Here is a 24,674-nt window from a genome sequence, read left to right as displayed (position 1 = left end):
GGATCCGGGGCCGCGGCGTGCCTCCGGCCCGCTCCCACCCCCGTGGGAAGCGGGCCGGACGATCGGGGGGCCGCGGATCGGGGCCCGTGGACCGGGGGCCGGGGGCCGGGGACCGCGGACCGGGGCTCGTGGATCGCGGCCCGCTGACCAGGGCTCGTGGTCAGCGGGCGGCGGCCGGTTGCTCCGCGTGCCGGACGGCGGCCGGGAGAGCGGATCCCGCGAGGACGAACACACCGGCCAGGACGGCCCAGCCGACCACGCCGTGGTCGACCACGGTCAGGCTGACCACCAGCGGGCCGATCACGTGGGCCGCCGCCTGGCCGCTCATGAACACGCCCTGGTACTCGCCGTGGGAACGCGGATCGGCCAGGTCCAGGCTCAGCGTCCAACCGCCCGCCGAGGTGAGCAGCTCGCCGAGGCTGTGCACCAGGGCGCCGACCAGGATCGCCCCGGTGGCGACCGCGGCCGGGCCCGACTGCGCCGCCGCGTAGAGCAGGCAGCCGCCCGCCAGCAGCAGGCCGCCCCGGGCGCAGGCCCGGGCCGCCGACGGAACGTCGTCCACATCCCGGCTCGCCCGGATCTGGAACACCACCACCAGCAGGCAGTTGACCACGCCGACCGCCGCGACCACCGCCGCCGGCGCGTCCGTCGCGAGCACGACCCACAGCGGGATCCCCACGGTGAGCACCGGGAGTTGGAGCTCCAGCAGCGCGTGCAGCACGGTGACCAGCAGGTAGCGGCGGTCACGCAGCACCGTCCGCCGTCCCGCGGCGGCCTCCGGGGCACCGTCCCGGCCGACCTTCAGGTCGCGGACGGGGAGGCCGGCCAGCAGCGCCGTCGCACCCAGGAAGCTCGCGGCGTCCAGGACCATCACGGTGACGTACCCGGCGTAGCTGTCGGACTGCAGCGCCAGCGCCGCGCCGACGGACCCGACCACCAGCCCCGCGTTCATCACCGAGCGCAGCAGCGACCGTGAACGCACCTGGCTCTCGGCCGGCAGCGTCCGGGCGATCAGGGCGCTGCGCACCGCCGCCGCGCCGCGCTCCAGCACGGTGGCCGCACAGGCCAGGGCGACGAAGGCGGCGAAGGAGTGCACGAAGGCGTAGCCGAGCACGGCGAGCGCCTCCAGCGGCCCGACCACCATCAGCAGCCGCTTGCTGCCGACCCGGTCGGCGAGCCGGCCCATCGGCAGCCCGGCGAACACCCCGCAGACGCCGGCCGCGCTCAGCCCGAGCGCGATCCGGCCCGGGGTCAGGCCGACGGAGCGGGTCAGGAACAGCACGCCGACGGTCACGAACAGACCGTTGCCGACGGTGTTCACCAGGCTCATCAGGGCGAGCCTGCGCAGCAGGGGGTCGGCCGGCAACAGCCGTCGGACTGCGGAGGGAAGCACCGCGGCAGAGGTCATGGCAGTAGGACAGCGGGCTTCCCCCGGCGGCGGAACTCTTTTACCGTTACGGTCAATGTTCGAGTTCCATCTGGGCGTCGACGACCTCGCCGCCACCTGGTTCGGCTACTCCGCCCTGCAGGAGGCGGTGTTGAGCCTGCGCGCCCGCCACTGGCCCCTGCGCTACCCGGAGCAGCAGCCGTGGATCGCCGGCTGGCAGGACCGCTACGAGGCGCTGGACACCGCACTGCTGGAGTCGATGATCGCGCCGGTCGGCTTCGTGCCGGACTTCCTCACGCCGCGTCCGCTCGGCCCCCGTCCGGACTTTCCGGCCGAGTTGGCGCGGCTGGCGGCCACCCCGCCGGAGGTGGTGCGGGCCGACGTGCTGGAGGCCTACCGGGGCGGCGGGAAACCCAGCCCGCTGCCGCCGGTGCTGGCCGGGCTGATCGACGACCCGGCGGCGCTGGCCGCCCGGACGGCCGAGGCGCTGGACGCGTACTGGACGCGCTGCCTCGCCCCCGCCTGGTGGCCGCGCGCCCGCTCGGTGCTGGAGGCGGACATCGCCTACCGGGGGCGGATGCTCTCGGGGCACGGGGCGGACGGACTGTTCGCGGACCTCGACGCCAGGCTGAGCTGGCACGCCGGGGTGCTGCGGCTCGTCGACCCGCACCCGGCGGTGAAGGCGGTGGGCACCACCGTGAAGGTCGCCGGGCGCGGATTGGTGCTGATCCCGACACTGTTCGGGCTCGGGGCGCAGACCGATGTCACCCAGGCGGGGCCGCCACTGGTCTGCTACCCGGCGCGCGGCAAGGCGACGATGGCCGAGGGCCTGGGGCCCGCCGGCGCCGAAGCACGGGCGGTGGCCGACGGGCCGCTGGCCGGACTGATCGGCGCCCCCAGGGCCAGGCTGCTGGCACTGCTGGAGACCCCGGCCAGCACGACGGAACTGGCGCACCGGCTCGGGGTCACCCCGGGTGCGGTCAGCCGGCACCTGGGCGCGCTCGCGGCGGCCGGGCTGCTGGAGCGCAACCGGCTCGGCCGCAGCGTGCTGTACCGGCGCAGCCGGCTGGGCGACGCGATGGTGGCGGGGTGCCCGCACCTCGCGGCGGGGGGCTGACGGCTTTCGGCGAACGGCCTTCGGCGAACAGCTTTCAGCGGACGGATTTCGGCGGACGGATGACAGATGACAGATGACAGATGACAGATGATGAAAGTTGTCAGCTGTCATCCGTTATCCATCCCGGCCGGCACGGGCCGTCCGCCCGTCAGGCCTCGCGCCCGATCGTCCTGAGGTAGGCGCGCCAGCCGCCGTGGTGGGTGATCTCGCGGTGCATCCCGCGCTCGACCTCGCCGCGGGCCAGCAGCATCGACAGGCAGGCCGAGCCGTCCTCCAACTCGATCACGCCCAGCTCCAGTTCGCGCGGCTCGCCCGGCAGGACGACATCGCGCAGTCGCTCCAGCGGGATGTCGTACAGCTCGCCCTCGATCGCGGTGCCCGCCTCCGGGTCCGCCAGCAGACCCGGACAGACGTCCGTCCCGCCGCTGTGGTCGATGGAGAAGAACCGGTAGCCGGGGGCGGTCCTGGCCGGCCCGAGCAGCGAGTCGGCGACCTTGCCGTGGAAGGGGCCGCCGGTCATCGCCTGGCCGTTGAAGAACATGCGCGCCATGGGTGAACTCCTTGCGTGGAACGGACTGTGCCGTACGGCGACGAGAGGACAGGTGGATTCGTCGCCGTACGGAACGGAGCAGTGGACCGCCGGAGTGCCGCGTCCCGGCGGACGGCAGCGGTGGCACCGGCGGGTAGGTGGGGATCAGCCCAACAGGGGCAGCGCGGGGAGGGTCAGGAAGTCCACGAACTCCTCGGCCAGGGCGACCTGCTCGAAGAGCTCGGCGGCCTCGCGCCAGCGGCCGGCACCGTAGGCCTCCTCGCCCAGCCCGGCGAGGAGTTCGGCCAGCTCCGCGGCGACCAGGGTGCGGACCAGCTCGGTGGTGGTCTTCTCTCCGGTGTCGGACAGCACGACCCCGTTGTGGATCCACTGCCAGATCTGCGAGCGGGAGATCTCGGCGGTGGCGGCGTCCTCCATCATGTTGAAGATGCCGACGGCCCCGAGGCCGCGCAGCCAGGCCTCGATGTAGCGGATCCCGACCTGGACGGCGTTGTGCAGCCCCGCACGGGTGCAGGTGCCGCCGGCGCCGGCGATGTCGAGCAGCTGGGCGGCGGTCACCGGCTCGGCCGGGCCGGGGTTGTCCTTCTGGTGGGGCCGCTCGCCGAGCACCGCGTCGAAGGAGGCCCGGGCGACCGGTACCAGGTCGGGGTGGGCGACCCAGGAGCCGTCGAAGCCGTTGCCGGCCTCGCGGTCCTTGTCGGCCTTGACCTTCTCCAGTGCGGAGGCGTTGACCTCCGGGTCGCGGCGGCTCGGGATGAACGCGGCCATGCCCCCGATCGCGTGGGCACCGCGCCGGTGGCAGGTCTGCACCAGCAGCCGGGTGTAGGCGGCCATGAAGGGCGAGGCCATGGTGACGCTGTTGCGGTCCGGCAGGATGTAGTGCTCGCCGGCGTCGCGGAAGTTCTTGACGATCGAGAACAGGTAGTCCCAGCGCCCGGCGTTGAGGCCGGCCGCGTGGTCGCGCAGCTCGTAGAGGATCTCGTCCATCTCGAACGCGGCCGTGATGGTCTCGATCAGCACGGTCGCCCGGATCGTGCCGTACGGGATGCCGAGTTCGGCCTGGGCGTGGGTGAACACGTCGTTCCACAGGCGGGCTTCGAGGTGGCTCTCGGTCTTCGGCAGGTAGAAGTACGGGCCGGAGTTGGGGTCCTCTGCGCCCCTGGCCAGCAGCCGGGCGGCGTTGTGGAAGAAGTAGAGGCCGAAGTCGACGAACGCACCGGCCACCGGGGTGCCGTCGACCAGCAGGTGGTTCTCGTCCAGGTGCCAGCCGCGCGGGCGGACCACGACGGTGGCGAGCTCGGCGGCGGGCTTGAGGGTGTAGGCCTTGCCGGCCGTGCTGGTGAAGTCGATCCGGCCCTCGAAGGCGTCGATCAGGTTGACCTGGCCGCCGACCACGTTCTCCCAGGTCGGGGAGGTGGCGTCCTCGAAGTCCGCGAGCCAGATCCGCGCCCCGGAGTTGAGCGCGTTGACGACCATCTTGCGGTCGGTCGGGCCGGTGATCTCGACCCGGCGGTCCTGGAGGGCGCGCGGCGCCTCGGCGACCTTCCAGTCCGCGGCCCGGATCCCGGCGGTCCCGGGGAGGAAGTCCAGCGTGCCTGCGGCGGCGATCCCGGTACGGCGGGCCTTGCGCCCGGCCAGCAGCTCCTGCCGGCACCCCTCGAAGGCGCGATGGAGCCCGGCGACGAAGGCGATCGCCTCCGGAGTGAGCACCTCCTCCGCCCGGTGGACGCGCGGACCGGCGACAGTGACGACCGGAGCGGCGGGGGAGGCGCCGAGGGGCCCTTGATCTGCGGCCATGAGCAGGACACTCCTAAGACGGTTGAGCCTGGCGAAGGGAGCTCCGGTAGGAACTTCCCCGGGGAACTTCCTCGATCGGAACTCGCCTGTCGGCGAGTTCGATTCTGTAAAGTGGAGACTAGTTTCCGCGATACAGAATTTCAACGGTTTGTTGAAGAGGTCGCCGGGACTCTACTCCTCCCCGACAGTGAAGGGAACGCCGGTGGTTGCGACCCCCGACCCAGCATCGACGACAGGCACCGAGCGCGCGAGCGGCGGCGTGCAGTCCGTCGAGCGCGCCTTCCAACTCCTGGAGGCGCTGGCCGACTCCGGGGGCGTGGCCACACTCAGCGAGCTCTCCACCAGTTCCGGGCTCCCGATGCCGACGATCCACCGACTGGTTCGTACCCTCGTCCAGCAGGGCTATGTCCGCCAGGACACCACGCGCCGCTACACCCTCGGCCCCCGGCTGATCCGCCTGGGCGAGACCGCCGGCCGACTGCTCGGCAGCTGGGCCCGCCCGTACCTGGCCGAGCTCATGGAGGCCACCGGCGAGACCGCCAACCTGGCGGTGCTGGAGGGCGGCGAGGTGGTGTACGTCGGACAGGTGCAGTCGCGCCGCTCGATGCGGATGTTCACCGAGGTCGGCCGACGGGTGCAGCCGCACTGCACCGGCGTCGGCAAGGCGCTGCTCGCCCAGCTGCCCGAGGACGAGGCCCGCGCCGTCCTCGGCCCCAACCCCCTGCCCGCCCACACCGAGTACACGGTCACCGACCCGCAGGAGCTGATGCGCCAGCTCGCCGAGGCGCGCGAGCGCGGCTACGTGGTCGACGACCAGGAGCAGGAGATCGGCGTCCGGTGCATCGCGCTCGCCGTCCCCGGCGCGCCGACGCCCACCGCCCTCTCCGTCTCCGGACCGGAGGCCCGCATCCGGGCCCTGGAGGAGCAGGCCGGGGCCGCCTCACTGGTACCGGTGATGCACCAGATCGCGACCCGGCTGGGGCAGGTCCTCGCACCCTGACGGCACGTCAACCACCCTTGCCGGCCGACCCGGTCGCAGCGGCGCGCCGCGTCATCCGTTCGAGCGGACGCCGGGCGGGTTGCCGCCGGGCTCCGGCGGCGGCTCCGCCACCCTGGTGCCGACGCGGCCCGCAACGGCGCGGGCGGCCGGGACGCGAGGACAGGGTGAGCGGGGATGGAGCAGCAGCACCGGGACGTGCGGAGCGCCGTTCAGGGCGGTGGCGGTGGGGTACGGGGTGGCGACGTGCCGGACGGGGGCGCGGCGGACGGTGGCGCGGCAGGTGACGTCGCGGCGGGCGGTGGCCTGCGGGGCCGTCGCCTGCGAGGACGTGGTCTGCGGGGACGTGGCCTGCGGAGTGCCGGCCTGTTCGGCGGCGGCCGGCGTGCCGCGGGAGGCAGGGGGTTCGGCGGGGCCGGGCTGGTCGCGGCCGTGGCGGCGGGGTGCGCGGTGACGGTACTGGCCACCGACCCGTCCTGGGCGTTGCTACGGCCCGAGCCCCGGCCCGCGGTGGAGGTCGTCGCGACGGGCACGCCCGAGGCGTCCATCCTGCCTGCGCCGGTGACGACCGGCGCCTCCACCCTGCCGGCACCGGCCAAGCCCGGGGCGGGGACGGCCGCTTCCGGTACCGGCACCGGTACTGGCTCCGGCTCGGAGGCGGCCGGAGCCTCCACGCTGCCCGCACCCGCCGCCGCCCGACCGTCCGACTCCGACCTGGAGGTGGTCCGGATCGACCCGGACCCGACCACGCCCGGCGGCACCACCACCATCCACGCCTTCGTCGGCAACGGGGGTCCGGACACCACCGCCTCCCCGTTCACGGTCGTGATCACCCTGCCGGAGGGCGTGAGCCCGGAGGGCCCGTACTTCCCGTCCGACTGCCGGGTGACGGGCCACGGCCGCGTCGTGCGGTGCGTCTTCAGAGCCGGGCTGCGGGAGGGACGCAGCGCGACCGCCCTCATCCCGGTCCGGCTCGACCCGGAACTGCCGGTGGGCAGACTGAGCGGCGGCTCGGTCACGGTGCGCAGCGCGGACGACCGGAACGAGGGCAACAACCGGCAGCCGTTCGACATCAGGGTGGTCGAGGCGGCTGCCGGTTCGTGAGCCGCGCGGTTCCGCCGCCGGGGCCGGCCCGGCCGGCGGACGACCGCTGCGGGCCGGGCAACTCGTACCTGAACGGACAGCTCGGCCGGGCCGCTTGTCGCGCAGCTCACCGTGGCGTCGATCAACGACACTGCGTGACAGTCGAGTTGATCGGTCTCCGGGGCCGGGAGCTGCCACGTCGACCGGGGAGGTCCCGGTCCGGGCCCAGGCAGCTCCCGGCCCCGGCCGCGCACGCGCGGCCACGCCGTGGCGGACCGTACCGTGGCGAGTGCCTGACCGAGTGCGCCCGGTCGGATAAATTGGAAGCCTGACATCATCCGCCGTGCACAAGAGCGGCGAGCCCGACAGGACGCTCGCCACGACCTGACAGAGACGAGGACCCGCCCCACCATGACCGCGCCCCTGCCCGCCTTCGCCGGCCGCACCTACCTCTTCCGGGTCGACAACGGTGCGGCCTTCCGCAACACCTACTCGGCCGACGGCACGCGGCTGCGCTGGGAGGGCCTCGGCGAGTCCGCGGGCCAGTGGGAGGACGTGCGGCTGCACGTCGCCGAGGTCGCGCCGGAGATCTACTTCATCAGCTGGACGGAGCAGAGCGGGATCACCGTCAGCCACGTGATGGACCTCGGCAAGCTGACCGTGCGGGCCTTCTGGACCTTCGAGGGTGAGGGCGGCCGGGTCGGCCAGCTTCACACCGGGACACTGGAGCGGGTGGCCTGAGCGGCGGGACCGCCGGGCGGGAGCCGTACGGTTCCTGAACGGCCCGGCCGACCCGAACCCAGAACCGAACCCCCGGAACCGAACCCCCGGGGCCGCAGCCCCGGGGGTTCGGCCGTTCAGGTTCAGGCGTTCAGGCGTTCAGGTGTTCAGGTGCGGCTGGTCAAGCTCGGCCGGGTCGCTTCATACGGTCTGGTTCGGCACCTTAAGGTGCTGGGACAGCCACTCCAGCGAGGAGGGCAGCAGGGCGCTCCAGGTCTCGAAGTTGTGGCCGCCGTTCTCCAGCATGCTGTACGAGACCTTCATAGGGCTCTGCACCGCGTCGACGAAGGCCTCGGTCTCCTGCCGGTAGCTGCCGTCGCCCTTCTTGGTGCCGGCCAGCAGCACGGACACCTTCGGCTGCGGAAGGTTCTTCAGCCGCCACATCAGGTTGGCCTCGTCGCGGCGCTGCTTGCTGCCACCGAAGAGGTCGCCCGTGGTGGGGTCGTCGGCCGCGTCGTAGTAGGCGGAGAGGGCGACGGCGGTCGGAAAGACGTCCGGGTGACGCATCGCCAGCTTGAGCGCGCAGTAGCCGCCGGTCGAGTTACCCATGAAGGCCCAGGCCTGCGGGTCGGAGGAGACCCGGTAGCTGGCCTGGATCGCCGAGGGCACGTCCTTGGTGAAGTAGGTGTCGGACTGCGGGCCGTTCGGGACGTCCTCGCACTCGGTGTCCTGGGGCAGCGCGGGCGATGGGCGCACCAGGACCATGACGGTCGGCTGCATCCGCCCTTCCTGCAGCAGCTTGAGCGCCGCACCCGGGTAGTTGAAGCGGGTGATCAGATTCTCGGCGATTCCTGGGAATCCGGTGCTGACGATCACGGCCGGGAACTGCTTCTGGGCGTACTCCGGCTGGAAGTACTGCGGCGGCAGGTAGACGTAGCCCTCGGTGGACAGCCGGCTGACCGCGCCGTCGATCCTGATCTTGCGGATCTCGCCGGACTGGCCGGGCTCGCGGCCCATCGCGCCGCCGCCCTTGACCGCGGCCTGGCCCATCGTCTCCACCATCAGCCGGCCGGAGGCGTCCGCCTTGTTGTGGATGACCACCGGGCCGGTGTCGCCAATGCCCAGCAGGTCGTCCCAACTGCTGTAGAAGGCGAAGTAGTTGTTGGCGACCAGGCCGAGTGCGGCGAGCACCGTGAGCTGGGTGGCGAGCAGTGCGCCGATCCGGCCGAGCACCGCCCGCCAGGTCTTCTTCGCGAGTCTGGGCCACAGCCAGACCGTGCCGACCATCATCACGACCGCGATCAGTGCGGTCAGCGCCAGCACCTTGTGGCTCGTCAGACCCATGTCCTGCTTGCTCCCACGCCTCGAACTCCAGTCCCCTCCGCTGGGGACATCCGAGGAGGTCACCCCGGTTCCCCCTGCCGGGGCGCGAGGACCAACCCTAACGCCAGCTGGGAGAAAGCCGACCGCGGCTGGGAGGTTACGGGGAGCCGGGCAGACGGATGACAACTTTCAGATAACAGATTTCGAAAGTTGTCATCTGAAATCTGTCGACTGTCGACTGTCCGCTGTCCCCGTCATCGGCCGGCCACCGGCCGGCCCCGGGCTCAGCCGACCCGCCCCCACAGCCGCAGCCCCTCCGTGAGCTCGCGCATGCAGCGAGCACCGAGGTCCTGCGGGGAGCCCGGACCGGCGAGGGGCGCCTCGGAGGCGGCCCACTGCTCCAGGGCCACCCGGATCGCCGCGGTCGCGGCGGCGGCCGCCAGCCGGATCTCCAGCGGATCGGTGCCGTCCGGGCAGCGTTCGGCGAGGGCGGCCCGCAGACGCTCCTCCGAGTCGGCGTGGACGCGCTGCCAGGTGGCGTTCAGCTTCGGATCGCGCAGCAGACCGCGGGCCCACTGCATCATCTCGGCCCGCTCCTCGTCGGCCGGGGTCAGCGACGCGACCGCCGCACGCTCCAGCGCCTCGCGCAGCGGCAGGCCCGCGGGGCTGGCCGTGAATAGCTCCACCCACTCCTGCCCGCCCGCCGCGAGCAGCGGAGCAACGGCGTCCTCCTTGACCGAGAAGTACCGGTAGAAGGTGCGCAGGGAGATGCCCGCGGCGAGGGCGATCTCCTCGGCGGTGGTCGCGTCCGTGCCCCGCTCGGCGAAGAGTGCGGCGGCGGTACGGGCGATCTCCAGCCGGGTGGCCTCACGGCGGCGCTGGGTCAGGGTCGGGCGTCCGGTCACGGGGTCAGCCTACGCGGACGGATGCCAAGGCGGCACGTCACGACAGATCGGCATGAATGGACTTCTTGGCACAACGTGCCACTTAGGCGTAACGTGCCTATCGAGGTCGAGAGACCACGAACGAACGGAGTACCACCATGGAGCGCTTCAGCGGACGGAACGTCCTGATCACCGGCGGCGGCTCGGGCATCGGCCAGGCCACCGTGCACCGGATCCTCGCCGAGGGCGGGAAGGTCGTCGCCGTCGACGTCAACGAGGACGGCCTGAAGAAGACCCTGGACCGCGCCACCGCCGAGGGAACCGCGGACCGCCTCACCGTCCAGGTGCTGGACATCGCGGACGAGGCGGCCGTCGTCGCGGGCGTGGCCGAGGCGATCGCCGGCCTGGGCGGCCTGGACGTGCTGGTCAACGCGGCCGGCATCCTCCGCTCCTCGCACACCCACGAGACCAGCCTGGAGTTCTGGAACACGCTCCTCGCGGTGAACCTGACCGGCACCTTCCTGATGACTCGCGAGGCGCTCCCCGCGCTGATCGCCGGCGGCAAGGGCGTGGTGGTCAACTTCAGCTCCACCTCCGCGAGCTTCGCCCACCCCTACATGGCCGCGTACGCCGCGACCAAGGGCGGCATCCAGTCCTTCACCCACGCCATCGCCTCGGAGTACTCGAAGCAGGGCCTGCGCGCGGTCTGCGTCGCACCGGGCAGCATCGACAGCGGCATGACCCACAACCCGGGCCTGCCCGCCGACGCCGACCTCAGCCTGCTGGCCAAGCTCTCCCCCGCACTCGGCCAGGGCTTCGCCGGCCCGGAGACGGTGGCCGGCGTGATCGCCATGCTCGCCTCCGACGACGGCGCCTTCGTCACCGGCACCGAGCTCCGCATCGACGGCGGCACGCACATGTGACGCCGGTCGACCCGCCGACCTGCCAGACCACTCGACCGCTCGACCGCGGGAAGGCGGGGCCTTGCCGTCCCCCGTGCGGCACAGGCCCCGCCTTCCCGCGGTCCCGAGGCCGTCCCGTCGGCCTCGGAAGGCCGGGCCGGCCGCGGCCCCGGTACCGAGCCGGGTGCGGCGGCGGTCACCGCAGAGGCTTCGCCAGGAGGAGTTCGCGGCCGACCCCGTCGGCGAGCAGGTCCCCGGGTTCCGCAAGCGGGGTGAAGCCGTGGCGGCGGTAGAGGGCGAGCGCCGCCGCGTTGCCGGGGAGCACGGCGAGGCGCAGCGTGGTGCCGCCGGTGGCCCGGGCCCAGCGCTCGACCTCCTCGACGAGACGGTCCGCGACGCCCCGGCCGCGGGCCCGCGGGGCGACCCAGAGCGAGCGCAACTCCCGCACGCCGTCCGGTGATCCGGGCAGTCCGCCGACCAGGCCGACCGGGTCGTCGTCCAGGTGGGCCGCGACGTGGAGGGCGTCCGGAAGACGGAGCCGGTCGTGCCAGCGGTCCTCACCGCCCTGGTCCCAGTCGGCCAGGCCGGCCTTGAAGGCGTCCGGCGCACCGGTCAGGGCGGCGAGACGGAGGTCCCGCCAGAGTGGCCAGTCGGCGGTCGTGAGGGTTCGGAGCGTCGGCATCACCATGCCCGGCACCGTAGAAGACCCGCCCGTCGGCCGTCTGCCGAATGCCCGCTCCGGCAGCCGCGGCCACGGCCACGGCCACGGCCGATGGGACCGGCAGGCGACGAGGCCCCGCCTACGGCGTGCGCCAGTCGGCGGCGAAGGCGGCGGCCGGGTTGGTGACGAGGAGCAGCTCGGGCAGTTCCGGGCCGTAGCTGCGGGCGAGGCGCGGGGCGAGGTCGGCGAGCAGAGCGACCGGGCCGGCGGCCGCGCGGGCGGTCCGGGTGGTGGTGTCGGCGCCGAGCAGCAGTTGGTCGGCGTGGCCCGCCTCGACCAGATCGGCGATCACGTCGAAGGCCTGGTGGTCGCCGGACCGGCCGGACCGGGAGGGGCTGTCCAGGGCGAGCCGGACCCCCTCCGCGGCCAGGGCACGGTGCAGCGCGCGGTCGGGGAGCCGGGTGAGGTGGCCGAGGACGATCCGGTCGGGCCGGACCCCGTGCCGGTCGTGCAGCAGGTGCAGGACCCGGAGCGGAGCGCCGTCGGCTTCGAGGTGGACGGCGATCGGGGCACCGGTGGCGTGGTGGGCCTCGGCCGCCGCGGCCATCGTCCACCGGGTGTGCCGGCTCACGGGCCCCGGATCGCCCGCGACCTTGATCAGCCCGGCTCGGACGCCCTCGGGCGCGCCGGGCAGACCGGTGGTGAGTTCGGCGACGAAGCGTTCCGCGAGGTCGGCGTACGCGCCGGGGCGCTCGGCCGGGTCGCCGTCGACATCCGGGAAGAAGCCCGGCGCGTAGTGGACCGCCTGGTGCGCGCCGGTGGCGGCAACGACGTGGACGCCGGTCGCGCGGGAGAGCGCGGCGAGGGAGTCCGCGCCCCGACCCAGGCCGAGCGGGGTCCACTGGACGAGGGCACGGCCACCGGCGGCGGCGTAGGCCCGCAGGACGTCCTCGGCGGCGGCTGGATCGTCCAGCTCCTGGCCGGGGAGCAGTGGGCTGCGGATGAAGAGGTGGTCGTGGGAGTCGGCGACCCCGAGGTCGGCGGGGTCCAGGTCGCCGAGGACGGTGCGGACGGTGCGGCTCATGCGTCGGCCTCCGGGGTGGCGCTCCCGGCGACGGTCTCCGCCGCGGCCTCGGTGCCAGTTCCGGTCCCGGCCTTGGCCTCGGCGTCGGCGTCGGCGAAGGTGGCAGTGGCGACGCGCAGGCCGGCCAGCGCCTTGGGGAGACCGACGTACGGCGCGAGGTGGACGATGACCTCGGTGATCTCCGCCTCCGTCAGGCCGATCCGTCGGCTGTAGCGGACGTGGTCGGCCAGCTGCGGCTCGACGCCGCCGAGTGCGGTGAGCGCGGCCAGGTTCGCGATCTGGCGGTCGCGCAGGGCGAGTCCGGGACGCTGGTAGGTACCGCCGAAGAGGCTGGTGACGATCCAGTCGGGGAAGCCGGGGGCGAGGGCGTCCAGGCCCCCGAGCGTGGTGGCGGCGCCGGGACCCGCGAGTTCGGCGAGCAGGGCGTAACCGGCCGTGCGGTCGGTCGGGGCCGGGGTGAGGTCGGTGCCGGTGGGAACGGTCGCGGGGGACATCGGGGCGGTGGGTCCTTTCACCAGTGGCGGCCGGCCGGCAGCCGGTCGAGTTCGGGGCGGGACAGGTGCAGCACCTGGTAACGGACGCCGGGCTCGTCCTCGGGGGCCGGGCCGTGCCAGAGGGCGAAGCGGAGCAGCTCCCAGCGGCTCGGGTCGACGGCCACGGCGGCGGTGTGCAGGGCCGGGTGCGTGGGCAGGTCGGCGAGCGCCCGCTCGACGGCCTCGGCCGGGTCGGCGGATTCCGGCAGCCGTACGGTCTCGCGGGTGGCGGTGGTCGGCGGCCCGGCCGCCTCCTCCGTTGACGACGCCGTCTCCGACGCCGATGTCGATGCCGAGGCCGATGCCGTGGCCGCCGAGGTTCCTGACGCGCCGTGGGTCAGGCCCGCGCCCAGCCAGTGCCGGACGGCGGGGCGTCCGAAGTCGGCGCTCAGGCCGCGGAATCCCGGCCCCCAGAGGAAACCGTTCATGCCCTCGACGGTGTGCCAGAGGTAGAACGGCGCGTACTGGTTGACGGGCGAGCCCTGTCGGCCGCGCTCGCGGACCAGATAGGCCTTGAGGCCGAGACCCGGGTGCGCGTCGAGCAGGTGGCCCTTGTCGGCGACGCGCTTGCGGATGACGCCCATGTCGTAATCGGCGGGGAGGGTGATCTCGTACTGCATCGCGTGCACGGCTGGGCTCCTCGGGTTCGACGGGTCCGGCAGGCAGGCGGACTGCCGGCCGGGCGGGCTCGGCGGGTCAGGCAGGCAGGCGGGCTGCCGGCCGGGCGGGCTCGGCGGGGTCAGGCCGTTCGGTGTGCCGCGAACAGGCCGAGGGCGCCACGAACGGCCCGGTCGAACGGCTCGGCGCTGTCGGCGGCACGGGCCAGGACGTAGCCGCCCTGGACGACGGCGACCACGGCGGCGGCGGTGTCGGCCGGGTCGAGGCCGGGCGCGAACTCGCCGTCCGCCTGGCCGTCGGCGATCAGTCCGGCGATCCGGCCGCGCAGCCAGTCGAAGGTCTCCTCGACGGGCGCGCGCAGGAGCGGGTCGGCGACCACGTCCGGGTCCTGGGCCATCCGGCCGATCCGGCAGCCGCGCAGGACGTCACGGTCGCGCTGCAGGTAGGCGGCGATCCGGTCGTAGGCGCTGCCGGGGGCGACGAGGTCGGCCTCGGCGACGCCGCGCATCTGCTCGGCACTGCGGCGCAGGGCGGCGGCCGCGAGGTCGGGCTTGCCGGCGAAGTGGTGGTACATGCTGCCCTGGCCGACGCCGGAGCGCTGCTGGATGGCCTTGGGGCTGGTGCCGACGTAGCCGCGCTCCCAGAGGAGGGCCTGGGTGCTCTCGATGAGGCGGTCCTGGGTGCTCATGCGGATCACTGTACATACCAGTAGGTACAGAATGCCAGTGCGGACGCCGCCCGATCCGACCGGACCCGATCCGGCTCGGGCTCGGGCTCGGGCTCGGGCTCGGGCTCGGGCTCGGGCTCGGGCTCGGGCTCGGGCTCGCGCTCGGGGCTCCGGTGCCGGCCCCGGCCCTGGGCGCGCGGCCGGCCCCCCGGGACCCCCGCCGGGAAGAACGTTGAGGGCCGTGCGCCGCCCCCCGGCGGCCACGGCCCCTCGACCGTTCGTCATCCCCCGCCCAGCCGAACGGCATTCCGGCGCACCTGGTGGCGCGCGTCACGTCACGCACGGTTGCCGGCGTCACGCCGCGTAGGGGGTGCACGGCGCATTGCGCGGGCGGGCGGGAGATCCGGGCTGCCGTGGCAGCGCGCGGCCGGCGTGGACCGCTACGGCAGCGCCCGACGGATCTCCGGCGCCACCGCGCTCGCGAACAGCTCCAACTGCTCGCGCTGCGCCCCCTCTGTGAGGGCGTCGACCCCGATGCCGACCACCTCGTTGCCGAAGGCCTCGTGGTAGCGGTGGATCTTCTCGATCACCTGCTGCGGACTGCCGACCAGCGCCGAGCCGCGCTCCAGCGCGTCCTCCAGCGAGGTGAACGGCGAGTTGTTGTGCCGGCCCGCGGCCGAGTCGAACAGTGCGTTCCAGTACGGGCGGAAGCCCTCGACGGCGTCCTGCGAGCGCTCGGCGACGAACAGTCCGCCGAAACTCGCGCCCACCCGGGCCCGCGCCGGGTCGTGCCCGTAGTGCTCCCAGCGCTCGCGGTAGTGCTCGACCAGCGTCCGGTACTTCTCCAGCGGATGGAAGGAGTTGGCGGAGAAGAGCGGGTCACCGTGGCGGGCCGCGAGGTCGGTGGACCGCGTGCTGGTCGCACTGCCGTGCCACACCGGGATCGGATCCTGGAGCGGGCGCGGCCAGACCGTGACGTCCGTGAGCGGCGGGCGGGTCGAGCCCTCCCAGGTCACCTTCTCCTCGCGCCAGAGCCTGCGCAGCAGGCCGTAGTTCTCCGCGAGCGCCTCCCACTGGCGCTCCTCGGGGAGGCCGAACAGTCCGAAATGGCGCGGGTCGTTGCCCTTGCCGACGATCAACTCCAGTCGACCTCCGGAGAGTTGGTCGAGCATCGCGTAGTCCTCGGCGACCCGGACCGGGTCGAGGACGCTGAGCACCGTCACCGTGGTGAACAGCCGGATGCTGGAGGTGCGGGCGGCGATGGCGCTCAGCAGCAGGGGCGGCGCCGGGGAGAGGAACGGCTCACCGTGCCGCTCCCCCACGCCGTAGCCGTCGTAGCCGAGCTGCTCGGCGAGGACGGCCTGGTCGATGACGTTGTGCAGCTTCTGCTGCGGGGTGCGCCGGACGCCGGTGACCGGGTCGGGGGCGTTGGCGACGAGGGACGAGACGGTGAACCGCACGGCGGTCTCCTTGGGCGCTCGGGACGGGCTCGGGGTCGGGCTCGGTCGGACCAGGGCCGGGCTCGGGCTCGGGCTCGGGCCGGGACCATGCGCCGGGTACAGGACCGGGCCGGGCCGGGTACGGGCTGAGCATGGGGACGAGCTGAGCAGGACCGGGACGGGACCGGCGGGCCGGAGCGTCCCGGGATTCGGTGAGCCGCACGGAGAGCGGAGCGCGGGGAGCCCGTGCGCGGTCCGGTGCTGCGCTCCTACGGGCGGCGCCGGCGGAACGGCCGACGGGGCGGGCGGTGGGCCGCTCGGGCGGCGGGGCTCGCGGGTGGCGTCAGCGGTCGGTGCTGCGGTGACGGCGACAACAACAGCGAGCTGCGGCGGCGGCCACGGCCACAGTCCGGACTGCCATCTCGCCTCCTCCTCGCCTCTCACGCACGCGATCCTCCGCGAGCATAGGCACCGGCCCGGAACGGGGCAAGGCTTGATCCGCCGCGACGGGCTGGCAGGATGTCCGGCATGAGCTACCTCGCCGCGGATGACCGCTATGACTCGATGACCTATCGGAAGGCCGGCCGCAGCGGCGTCCAGCTGCCCGCCGTCTCGCTGGGGCTCTGGCACAACTTCGGTGACGCCCAGCCGCTGGACGTGCAGCGGGCGGTGCTGCGCCGGGCCTTCGACCGGGGCGTCACACACTTCGACCTGGCGAACAACTACGGCCCGCCGTACGGCAGCGCCGAGCGCAACTTCGGCTACCTGTTCGCCCAGGACTTCCGGCCGTACCGGGACGAGCTGTTCATCGCCACCAAGGCCGGCTGGGACATGTGGCCCGGCCCGTACGGCAACGGCGGCAGCCGCAAGTACCTGCTGGCCAGCCTCGACCAGTCGCTGGACCGGATGGGGCTGGACTACGTCGACGTCTTCTACTCGCACCGGTACGACCCGGACACCCCGATCGAGGAGACGATGGGGGCGCTCGACAGCGCGGTGCGCTCGGGCAGGGCGCTGTACGCGGCGATCTCCAACTACCCGGCGGAGCAGCACCGGGAGGCGGTGGCGATCCTGCGCGAGCTGGGGACGCCGGTGCTGATGAACCAGTCGGCGTACTCGATCCTCAACCGGTACGTGGAGGACGGCGGCGTGCTGGATGCTGTGGGCGACACCCAGAGCAGCCTCATCGCCTACTCTCCGCTGGCCCAGGGGCTGCTGACCGACCGCTACCTGTCCGGGGCGGTTCCGGCGGGCTCGCGGATGTCGATCGGCAAGTTCCTCACCGAGGAGGCGCTGACCGAGCGGAAGCTGGAGCAGCTGCGGGCGCTGGCCGCGGTCGCCGAGCGGCGCGGGCAGACGCTGGCGCAGCTGGCGCTGTGCTGGGTGCTGCGGGACCCGCGGGTGGTCTCGGTGATCATCGGTGCGAGCAGCGTCGCCCAGCTGGACCAGAACCTCGACGCACTGGCGGGCGGGCCGCTGACGGCCGAGGAGCTGGCGGAGATCGACCGGCTGAGCCGCTGAGCGGGGCGGGGGCGCCGGCCGGCGGCCGAGGCTGATCGCTGCGGCTGATGGCCACGGCTGACGCTGACAGCTGACGATCAACGGATGACAGCTGACAGATTTCGAAATCTGTCAGCTGTCATCCGTCATCTGTTATCCGTCACTTGTCAGCTGTCACCAGTCAGCCACCGGCGTGCGGCCGCTTGATGCCCAGAGCAGGCAGAACCGTTTCTGCAACCCGATGGGCCTCCTCCAGCAGCGGGTTGCCCGAGAGGATGAACGTGTCGACACCCAGTGCCTCGAACTCCTGCAGGCGCTCGATCACCTGGGCCGTCGAGCCGACCACCGCCGTACCGGGCCCGGGGCGGAACAGGCTCATTCCCGGCCAGAGGTTGGGGTAGACCTCCAGCTCCCGGGCCCGCGCCGGCACCTTCCCGCCGTGCTGGCGGAACTGCCGCTGCCAGCCGACCCCGTCCTCCGCCTTCGCGCCACCCAGCTGGCGCGCGTAAGTGGCCTCACCGGTGACGTCCAACAGCCGGTCGGCGGCGGCCCAGGCCTCGTCCTCGGTGTCGCGGACGATCAGGTGCAGCCGCAGCCCGATCCGCACCGACCGGCCGTGGGCGGCCGCCCGCTCGCGGACCAGGTCCAGCTTCTCCTTGAGCAGGTGCGGCGGCTCTCCCCAGGTCAGGTAGACGTCCACGTGCTCGGCGGCCATCTCGATGCCGGCCGCCGAACTGCCGCCGAACCAGAGCGGGATGCCGCCGGGCTGCACCGGGGTCAGCTCGCGCAGGCTCGCACCCGCGTTCTTCAGCTCGTAGAACTCGCCCTTGTGGTCGAAGACTTCACCCGCCGTAAGACGCTTGACGATCGACCAGTACTCGCCGCTGAGCCGGTAGCGGTCGTCGTGCTCGACGTCCAGGCCGTACTCGCGCAGCTGAGCGGTCGAGCCGTTCACCACGTTGAAGCGCAGCCGGCCGCCGTGCAGGTGGTCGAAGCTGAGTGCCATCTTGGCCAGCAGGGTGGGTGAGACCAGCCCCGGGTGGACGGCCAGCAGCGGCTTGAAGGCCGGGGTGGTGGCGGCCGCGAGCGCGCTGCCGAGCGTCCAGACGTCGTACAGGTCGGTCGCGAGCAGCGCGCCGGTGTAGCCCAGTCGCTCGACGCTGCCCGCCAGTTGCTGGAGGTAGCGGAGGTCCACCGGGCGGCGACCGGCCGGCTCCCAGGGGTAGTGCCCCTCGCGCGGAATGATGTACCAGAGGACTTCGGAGGCCATGGGTCAGGCCGCCTTCGCGAGCGCGGCGGCCACCGGGGCCTCCAGGGCGGGGAGGTGGGCGTCGGCGACGGTCAGTGCCCGGTCGATGAAGCCCGCACCGTGGAAGATGTCCGCGGCTTCCTGCTGTTCGGCGACGAACCCGGCGGTGGCGGGCTCCAGTCGCCAGGGCAGCGCGACCAGCGCGGACTGCCAGTCGGCGGCCGCGCCGCCCAGTTCCTCGGCGGCGATCGCGGCGGCCTCGGCCGGATTGGCGGCCGCCCAGGCGTCCGCCCGGCGCAGGGCGGTCACGATCGCGGCGACCACCTCGGGGCGGCCGGTCGCGAAGTCCCGGCGGGTAAAGAACACCGAACGGTCGGTGATGACGTCACCGGTGCGGATCAGCTCGCGGAACTCCCCGGTGCGGCGGGCGGCGGCGAGTTCGGCGCCCTGGGCGATCCAGCCGGCGATCTCGCCGTCGCGCAGCCGCCGGGCCTGGTCCTGGCCGGCCACCGGGCGCTCCGGGGTGACGTCGTCGCCGTACGAAAGTCCCTGCGCGTGCAGGGTCTTGGCGAGCAGGTGGGTCTGCCAGGAGCCGACGGCGAGGACGACCGTGGCACCCTTGAGGTCCGCGACCGTCCGCACCGGGCCGGAGTCCAGCACCAGGAGGGCGCCGTGGTCGGGGCGGGGTGCGGAAACGGCCGCGTAGACCAGGTCGTGGCCGGCCGCCTGGGCGGTGATCGGCGGAGTGGAGCCGGTGCCGCCGAAGTCGATGACGCCCTCGGCGAGCAGCGCGCCGGTACGGGTGCCGTCCGCGTAGTGGTGGAAGGCGCCGGTCTCGCCGAGCGGGGCCAGCTCCTCGTCCAGGTAGGGAAGTCGGGCGAGGTAGTAGAGCGACGGGTTGCTGGCGTGGACGCCGAGGGTGACGGTCATCTGGTCAACTCCAGTGGTGCGGGCTCGGTTGGTCGGAAGTCAGGGTGGATCGGGGGAAATCGGGAGGACAGCGGGGATTCTCGGGGAACTACGGGAAGCTACGGGGAATCGCGCTGGACAGTGGTGGATCGCCGGCGTCAGTGGACGCCGAGGTCGGCGAGCAGCCGCCGCCGCAGGTCGGCGAAGGCGGGATCGGCCGGGTCGCGCGGGTTCTCGACGGTGACGGCTTCGTCCCGGGCGAGCAGACCGTCGCGCAGCACCACGACCCGGTCGGCGAGCCGTACGGCTTCGTCCACGTCGTGGGTGACCAGCAGTACCGCCGGGCGGTGGCGGCGCACCAGGTCGCCGACGAGGTCCTGCATGCGCAGCCGGGTGAGCGCGTCCAGGGCGGCGAACGGTTCGTCGAGCAGCAGGAGTTGCGGCTCCCGGACGAGCGCCCGGGCGAGTGCTACGCGCTGCGCCTCACCTCCCGACAGGGTGGCCGGCCAGGCCTCGGCGTGCCGCTCCAGGCCGACCTCGGCGAGCGCCTTCAGCCCGGTCTCCCGGGTCGCGGCGCCGCGCGGCAGGCCGACCGTGACGTTCGCCAGGACCCGCTTGGACGGCACCAGGCGGGGCTCCTGGAACACCACGGTACGGACCGGCGGGACGAGCACGGTGCCCCCGTCCGCCTGGTCGAGCGCCCCGAGGATGCGCAGCAGTGTGGTCTTGCCGGTCCCGCTCGCACCCAGCAGGGCGACGAACTCCCCACGGGCGATGGAGAGGTCGACCCCGTCGAGTACCGCCCGGGTGCCGAACACCCGGCGCAGACCGCGTAGGTGGACGGCCGGGACCGTCTCCTCGGAGGCCGAGGAGGTTGAGGAGGTTGAGGAGGTTGAGGAGACCGACAGCGAGGACGTGGCGGTGGTGAACGTGTCGGCGGTCATCGGGCCGCTCCCTGGACGATCTGGCGCCACGGCATCAGCACGCGCTCCAGGACCCGAACGACACCGTCCGCGGCGAGGCCGAGCAGCCCGTAGATCAGGATGCAGACGGCGAGGACGTCGGTGCGCGAGTAGTTCTGCGCCTGGGCCATCAAGTAGCCGATGCCTTCGGTGGAGTTGATCTCCTCGGCGGCGATCAGGGCGATCACGCTGAGCGTCATCGACAGGCGCAGTCCGGACAGCAGCGAGGGCAGGGCGCCGGGCAGCACGACCGTGCGCACGATCGCCCAGCGTCCGAGGCCGAAGCTGCGCATCGCCTCGACCAGTTTGCGGTCGGTGCTGCGGACCCCGCCCGAGGCGGACACGTACATCGGGAAGCTGGTGGCGACCCCGATCAGGGCGACCTTCGCGATCTCGGTGATGCCGAACCACACCATGAACAGCGGGACGAGGGCCAGGAAGGGCACGGTGCGCAGGACCTGGATCGCGGAGTCGAGCAACTCCTCGCCGAGGCGGGTGAATCCGGTGACCACGCCGAGCACCAGTCCGGTGGTCGCGCCGAAGAACAGTCCGAGTCCGGCGCGGGTGAGGGAGACGGACAGGGCGTCGGTCAGCTGGCCGTTGCCCCACAACTCCCCGACCGCCTGGGCGACCTGGGTGGGCGAGGCGAGCACGTCCTGGGTGAGCGCGCCGGTGGCGGAGGCGAGTGCCCAGCCGCCGAGCAGGGCGAGCGGACCGATGGTGCGCAGGGTCATGGCGAGTGCCCGGGGGCGGGGCCGGTGCCGCCGGCTCTGCGGGGCGACCAGGCCGGATTCCAGTGCGGCCCGGGTGTCCTCCGGCGTGAACGTCCGGGTGGCGGTGGTCACTTGGCACCGTCCCCGAGATTGTTGATGTCGATCAGGTACGGCTTGACGTCCACCAGCTGCTTGGTGACCTTCTGGTCGGCGAAGAACTGGGCGACCGTCCCGAAGCGGGCGACGTCGGCGTCGGAGATGGCGTCGGCCGGGGTGCCCTGCTTGCCGACGTTCACCGCGACGTCCTTCTCGGCGGGGGTGACGGCGGTCGGGCCGGCGTCGGTGAACACGTTGAGGTAGCCGGCCGGGTCGGCCTTCTCCTTGGCGCCGTTCTCCCGCAGATAGGCGTAGAAGGCCTTCACCACCTCGGGGTGCTTGTCGGCGAAGCCGTTGCGCACCGCCCAGACCGCGTAGTTGTCGGAGCCCACCTCCTGACCGTTGACCAGGAAGTGCGCACCGGCGTTGGCGATGGCGGGTGTCGAGAAGGTGTTCCAGGTCGCCCAGGCATCCACCTGGCCGGAGTTGAAGACGCCGGAGGTCTGGTCGGCGCGCAGGTAGACCCGCTCCACCTTGTCGGCCGGGACGCCGTTCTTCGCCAGTGCCTTGAGCAGCAGGTACTCACTGGTGCCGCCCTGGGAGACGGCGACCTTCCTGCCGACCAGGTCCTGGACGGACTTGACGGGCGAGTCGTTCTTCACCAGGATCCCCTCGCCGACGCCGTCGGGCGCGGTCTGGGCGAACAGCTTGAAGCCGGGCTTCTGGGCGAGCGCGGCGACGGCCGAGGTGATCGAGCCCTGGGCGATGTCCAGTTGGTCGGCGGAGAGGGCCTGGGCTGCGGGGGCGAAGGGGCCGGCGCTGCCGGTCCAGGCGACCTTGGCGTGGACCGCGGCCAGGGTGCGGTCCAGCGAACCGTCCTTCTTGCCGCGGGCCAGGAAGCCGTTGTTGCCGGGATCAGGCAGGCGGAGCACCACGTCGGCCTTGCCGCCGGCCCCGCCGTCGGCGGAGGCCTTGGCCCCGTCGGCCGAGGAGCCGCAGGCGGCGAGGGCGGCGGAAGCGAGCAGAGCGGTGGCGGCGAGGGCGGGACGAGGGGTCTTCACGGGGTCTCCAAAGGGGTGACAGATGACAGCCGACAGCTGACAACTTTCGAAATCTGTTAGCTGAACGCTGTTACCTGAAGTCTGTGATCCGCACGCCGCCGGCACCGGAACCCGCGCCCGCCGCCTCACCCGCACGCCGCACCCGCAGCAGCTCGCGCGCTGCGCGCAGCGGCTCCGGGTCGGCCCAGGCCTGGACGTCCACCGGCGCGGCAAGGAAGCCCTGCTCCCTGAGGAATCGTTCCTGCAGCGCGAGCAGCTCCAGCCGCTCCGCCGACAGGTCGAGCCGCAGGGTCCGGTGGCTGCCCGGCGCATAGGCTCCGGCGACGCCCTCGGCACCGGCACCGGTCTCGGCCCGCAGGATCCGGGCCACCTCCTCCGGACGCTCCGCCGCCCAGTCGGCGGCCTCCAGCAGCACGGCGAGGAACCGGGCCACCAGCTCGGGGTGTTCGTCCAGCAGCCGCTGGTGGACGGTGATCGGCCGGGGCGTGCCGTTGTTGAGCCGGGCCCGGCGGTCCGGCGCCGCGTCCAGTTCCACGGCCACCTCCGCACCGACCCGGCGGGCCGCCTCGACGGCGAGCGCCCCCTTCACGTACACCGCGTCCACCGTGCCGTCCCGCAGCGCGGCCAGCTCGGCGGACCACTGCCCGGCGCCCTCGGATCCGGGGACGTCCACCAGCTCGGCGTCCGCCAGGGTGAGGCCCGCGAGCCCGAGGGCGCCCCGGAGGCCGGCCAGCGCCATCGCCCGCCAGAAGTCGATGCCGATGTCATGATGTGGCACCGCCAGCCGCAGTCCACGCAGTTGCCCGGGTTCGGTGATGCCGCTGCCGGCCCGGACCAGCACCACCTGGCGCTCCTCGATCCAGGTGAGGCCGATCAGCCTGGTCGCCTCGCCGCGCGAACGGGCCCACAGCGCGGGGACGTTTCCGCCCTCCCGGAACAGACCGGTCAGCGCGTGGGTGTAGTGATGGTCCGCGGCCACCTCGGGCGGTGCGTCCTGCAGCGAGCGGACCGCGATGCCGTCGGCGGCGAACTCACGGGCGAGCCAACCCTGATCGGCGGCGATCCCGGTCGCGGTGGGCACCGGGCAGCGGGTGAACCAGAGGGTGTCGGGAAGCGGGGAGGGGTTCTGGGTACGACTGGACAACGGAGTTGGTCCTCTACGGGGGCTCCGACCACGGCCGGAGGAGCTCGGTATCGATGACCGCACGGAGGCCATGAGGCCTGGTGCGCAGAGAAGTTGTACGCCGCGATGCAGGACGGCGGGCGGCGCGGGAGGGTCGGGCGGCGCGGGAGAGGTCGTTCAGCGACAACACGCACGGGAGGGCAGACACCGGTGGGACGTCACGGCGCTTCTCCTTCCGTGGAATCGGGACGGTCTCCGCCGAGGCCGAGTGGCCGTTCGACGCGATGCGAGGAGCGTTCCACGGCAGACGAGCCCTAGGCAAGCTTTTGCCACATCGTGGGATCAGTTGTTCATCAACGCCATTCCATTGCAACGTCGTCGACACATTTCCGCAGCACTGGCTGCCCTACGCTGAGACCGCCTCCGGCCGTCCGTCCGGAGTTCCGAACCGAAACGCGAGGTGCCATGGCCGAGGCCGCCACCGCCGTCCAGAGTCCGCCGGCCGGTGCGCAGGCCGTCCAGCGCGCGCTCGGGCTGCTGCACTGCTTCCACGACAACGGCCCCGACCTGAGCGCCTCGGACCTCGCACGCCGGATGGGCCTGTCGGTCTCCACGGCGCACCGGCTGGCCCGCACGCTGGTCAGTGCCGGGTTCCTGGAGCAGGACGAACAGACCGCCCGCTACCGGCTCGGTCCTGCCGTCGCCGAACTCGGCCAACTCACCTTCCACCAGCGCGGGCTGCACCTGGCCGGGCCCGAACTGGACCTGCTCTCCCGGCGCACCAAGGCGACCGCCGACCTGGCGATCCGCAGCGGTGCCCACGCCGTGATCCTGGTCGGCGGTTCCGTCCGCCCGGACACCGGGCTGGGCCTGCGTCGGCCACTGCACTCCACGGCCCTCGGCAAGATCCTGCTGGCCTGGCCCCGCCCGGGCGAGACGACGCTGTCGGCACTGGGACCGCTGCCCTCCTTCACCGACCGCACGATCACCGAACCAGCGCTCCTGGACGATGAGTTGGCGAAGGTCCGAGCGGCCGGGTACGCGCTCAACGACGGCGAGTCGGCAGCCGGGGTGCGGACGGTCGCCGTGCCCGTCCTCGACGGCGCCGGGCAGGCGCGGTTCGCCCTCGCGGTCCGCTCGACGCCCGCACACCTCACCGACGACCGGCTGGACTGGTTCCTCGGTCACGCCCGCGGCTGCGCCGACGCGCTCGCCGTCCTGCTGCTGCCGCCGGATCAGCGTTCCTGACGCCCCATCGGGACACGACGAAGCGGCGGGGGGGCGCGCCCGCGCCCCGGT

At 73.0% G+C, this 24,674-nt stretch carries 24 protein-coding genes; 7 read left to right on the top strand and 17 right to left on the bottom strand.

What is annotated here, in order from left to right:
* Positions 1 to 160 precede the first annotated feature (160 nt).
* Positions 161 to 1,408 carry an MFS transporter gene (locus ACWGJO_RS27320; protein WP_452187695.1) on the bottom strand — a complete coding sequence of 416 codons (1,248 nt, stop codon included), beginning with the start codon at positions 1,406 to 1,408 and terminating at the stop codon, positions 161 to 163.
* Between the two features lie 55 nt (positions 1,409 to 1,463).
* On the opposite strand from ACWGJO_RS27320, the gene ACWGJO_RS27315 reads away from it, so the two are divergent.
* Positions 1,464 to 2,504 carry a helix-turn-helix domain-containing protein gene (locus ACWGJO_RS27315; protein ID WP_452187694.1) on the top strand — a complete coding sequence of 347 codons (1,041 nt, stop codon included), beginning with the start codon at positions 1,464 to 1,466 and terminating at the stop codon, positions 2,502 to 2,504.
* A 148-nt stretch (positions 2,505 to 2,652) separates the two neighbouring features.
* On the opposite strand, the gene ACWGJO_RS27310 is transcribed toward ACWGJO_RS27315, so the two are convergent.
* Together ACWGJO_RS27310 and aceB are read right to left on the bottom strand one after the other, a co-directional pair.
* Positions 2,653 to 3,054 (bottom strand): allophanate hydrolase-related protein, encoded by a 402-nt coding sequence (locus ACWGJO_RS27310; RefSeq protein WP_452187692.1) that lies wholly within the window; start codon positions 3,052 to 3,054, stop codon positions 2,653 to 2,655.
* 144 nt (positions 3,055 to 3,198) lie between these two features.
* A complete protein-coding gene (gene aceB, locus ACWGJO_RS27305) occupies positions 3,199 to 4,851 on the bottom strand; it encodes a malate synthase A (RefSeq protein ID WP_452187690.1) in 1,653 nt (550 codons plus the stop codon).
* Between the two features lie 202 nt (positions 4,852 to 5,053).
* Here aceB and ACWGJO_RS27300 point away from each other — a divergent pair, with 202 nt between their 5' ends.
* The 3 genes from ACWGJO_RS27300 to ACWGJO_RS27290 all read left to right on the top strand — a co-directional run bounded on the left by ACWGJO_RS27300 (position 5,054) and on the right by ACWGJO_RS27290 (position 7,672).
* Complete coding sequence (locus tag ACWGJO_RS27300; RefSeq protein WP_452187688.1) at positions 5,054 to 5,851, top strand: IclR family transcriptional regulator; 798 nt, start codon at positions 5,054 to 5,056, stop codon at positions 5,849 to 5,851.
* A gap of 447 nt (positions 5,852 to 6,298) precedes the next feature.
* Positions 6,299 to 6,952, top strand: coding sequence for a hypothetical protein (locus tag ACWGJO_RS27295; RefSeq protein WP_452187686.1), 654 nt, complete (start codon positions 6,299 to 6,301; stop codon positions 6,950 to 6,952).
* A 390-nt stretch (positions 6,953 to 7,342) separates the two neighbouring features.
* The gene (locus ACWGJO_RS27290) at positions 7,343 to 7,672 is read left to right on the top strand and encodes a MoaF-related domain-containing protein (protein ID WP_359898547.1); all 330 of its coding nucleotides are present in this window, start codon (positions 7,343 to 7,345) and stop codon (positions 7,670 to 7,672) included.
* Positions 7,673 to 7,852: 180 nt separating this feature from the next.
* Here ACWGJO_RS27290 and ACWGJO_RS27285 read toward each other — a convergent pair whose 3' ends face one another.
* Positions 7,853 to 8,995 carry an alpha/beta hydrolase gene (locus ACWGJO_RS27285; RefSeq protein ID WP_452187684.1) on the bottom strand — a complete coding sequence of 381 codons (1,143 nt, stop codon included), beginning with the start codon at positions 8,993 to 8,995 and terminating at the stop codon, positions 7,853 to 7,855.
* A 263-nt stretch (positions 8,996 to 9,258) separates the two neighbouring features.
* On the bottom strand, positions 9,259 to 9,879 hold the full coding sequence (locus ACWGJO_RS27280) for a TetR family transcriptional regulator (protein WP_452187683.1): 621 nt from the start codon (positions 9,877 to 9,879) through the stop codon (positions 9,259 to 9,261).
* 137 nt (positions 9,880 to 10,016) lie between these two features.
* On the opposite strand from ACWGJO_RS27280, the gene ACWGJO_RS27275 reads away from it, so the two are divergent.
* Complete coding sequence (locus ACWGJO_RS27275) at positions 10,017 to 10,781, top strand: SDR family NAD(P)-dependent oxidoreductase (protein ID WP_452187681.1); 765 nt, start codon at positions 10,017 to 10,019, stop codon at positions 10,779 to 10,781.
* 175 nt (positions 10,782 to 10,956) lie between these two features.
* Here ACWGJO_RS27275 and ACWGJO_RS27270 read toward each other — a convergent pair whose 3' ends face one another.
* From ACWGJO_RS27270 to ACWGJO_RS27245, 6 genes are all read right to left on the bottom strand, one after another.
* On the bottom strand, positions 10,957 to 11,448 hold the full coding sequence (locus ACWGJO_RS27270) for a GNAT family N-acetyltransferase (protein ID WP_452187679.1): 492 nt from the start codon (positions 11,446 to 11,448) through the stop codon (positions 10,957 to 10,959).
* A gap of 112 nt (positions 11,449 to 11,560) precedes the next feature.
* The gene (locus ACWGJO_RS27265) at positions 11,561 to 12,505 is read right to left on the bottom strand and encodes a phosphotriesterase family protein (RefSeq protein ID WP_452187677.1); all 945 of its coding nucleotides are present in this window, start codon (positions 12,503 to 12,505) and stop codon (positions 11,561 to 11,563) included.
* Entirely contained in the window at positions 12,502 to 12,999 is a 498-nt protein-coding gene (locus ACWGJO_RS27260) for a carboxymuconolactone decarboxylase family protein (protein ID WP_452187675.1), read from the bottom strand. Before ACWGJO_RS27260 ends, ACWGJO_RS27265 begins: the two co-directional genes overlap by 4 nt.
* 17 nt (positions 13,000 to 13,016) lie before the next feature.
* On the bottom strand, positions 13,017 to 13,667 hold the full coding sequence (locus ACWGJO_RS27255; RefSeq protein WP_452187674.1) for a DUF4865 family protein: 651 nt from the start codon (positions 13,665 to 13,667) through the stop codon (positions 13,017 to 13,019).
* 110 nt (positions 13,668 to 13,777) lie between these two features.
* On the bottom strand, positions 13,778 to 14,344 hold the full coding sequence (locus ACWGJO_RS27250; protein ID WP_452187672.1) for a TetR/AcrR family transcriptional regulator: 567 nt from the start codon (positions 14,342 to 14,344) through the stop codon (positions 13,778 to 13,780).
* Positions 14,345 to 14,763: 419 nt separating this feature from the next.
* Positions 14,764 to 15,783, bottom strand: a complete 1,020-nt coding sequence (locus ACWGJO_RS27245; RefSeq protein ID WP_452187670.1) for an LLM class flavin-dependent oxidoreductase — start codon at positions 15,781 to 15,783, stop codon at positions 14,764 to 14,766.
* 507 nt (positions 15,784 to 16,290) lie between these two features.
* On the opposite strand from ACWGJO_RS27245, the gene ACWGJO_RS27240 reads away from it, so the two are divergent.
* On the top strand, positions 16,291 to 17,283 hold the full coding sequence (locus ACWGJO_RS27240) for an aldo/keto reductase (RefSeq protein WP_452187668.1): 993 nt from the start codon (positions 16,291 to 16,293) through the stop codon (positions 17,281 to 17,283).
* Positions 17,284 to 17,443: 160 nt separating this feature from the next.
* Here the strand turns inward: ACWGJO_RS27240 and ACWGJO_RS27235 are convergent, their stop codons facing one another.
* The 6 genes from ACWGJO_RS27235 to ACWGJO_RS27210 all read right to left on the bottom strand — a co-directional run bounded on the left by ACWGJO_RS27235 (position 17,444) and on the right by ACWGJO_RS27210 (position 23,396).
* Positions 17,444 to 18,532 carry an LLM class flavin-dependent oxidoreductase gene (locus ACWGJO_RS27235; RefSeq protein WP_387727573.1) on the bottom strand — a complete coding sequence of 363 codons (1,089 nt, stop codon included), beginning with the start codon at positions 18,530 to 18,532 and terminating at the stop codon, positions 17,444 to 17,446.
* 3 nt (positions 18,533 to 18,535) lie between these two features.
* Entirely contained in the window at positions 18,536 to 19,441 is a 906-nt protein-coding gene (locus ACWGJO_RS27230; protein WP_452187666.1) for an ABC transporter substrate-binding protein, read from the bottom strand.
* A gap of 137 nt (positions 19,442 to 19,578) precedes the next feature.
* Positions 19,579 to 20,364, bottom strand: coding sequence for an ABC transporter ATP-binding protein (locus ACWGJO_RS27225; protein ID WP_452187664.1), 786 nt, complete (start codon positions 20,362 to 20,364; stop codon positions 19,579 to 19,581).
* The gene (locus ACWGJO_RS27220) at positions 20,361 to 21,227 is read right to left on the bottom strand and encodes an ABC transporter permease (RefSeq protein ID WP_452187662.1); all 867 of its coding nucleotides are present in this window, start codon (positions 21,225 to 21,227) and stop codon (positions 20,361 to 20,363) included. Before ACWGJO_RS27220 ends, ACWGJO_RS27225 begins: the two co-directional genes overlap by 4 nt.
* The gene (locus ACWGJO_RS27215) at positions 21,224 to 22,252 is read right to left on the bottom strand and encodes an NrtA/SsuA/CpmA family ABC transporter substrate-binding protein (protein ID WP_452187661.1); all 1,029 of its coding nucleotides are present in this window, start codon (positions 22,250 to 22,252) and stop codon (positions 21,224 to 21,226) included. Before ACWGJO_RS27215 ends, ACWGJO_RS27220 begins: the two co-directional genes overlap by 4 nt.
* A gap of 70 nt (positions 22,253 to 22,322) precedes the next feature.
* Positions 22,323 to 23,396 carry an ABC transporter substrate-binding protein gene (locus tag ACWGJO_RS27210; protein ID WP_452187659.1) on the bottom strand — a complete coding sequence of 358 codons (1,074 nt, stop codon included), beginning with the start codon at positions 23,394 to 23,396 and terminating at the stop codon, positions 22,323 to 22,325.
* Positions 23,397 to 23,840: 444 nt separating this feature from the next.
* On the opposite strand from ACWGJO_RS27210, the gene ACWGJO_RS27205 reads away from it, so the two are divergent.
* A complete protein-coding gene (locus ACWGJO_RS27205; RefSeq protein ID WP_452187657.1) occupies positions 23,841 to 24,623 on the top strand; it encodes an IclR family transcriptional regulator in 783 nt (260 codons plus the stop codon).
* Positions 24,624 to 24,674: the final 51 nt, after the last annotated feature.

This window comes from Kitasatospora sp. NPDC054795, assembly GCF_053611565.1.
Note: the sequence above shows the minus strand (reverse complement) of the source record. Positions and strands in the feature narration are given on the sequence as shown.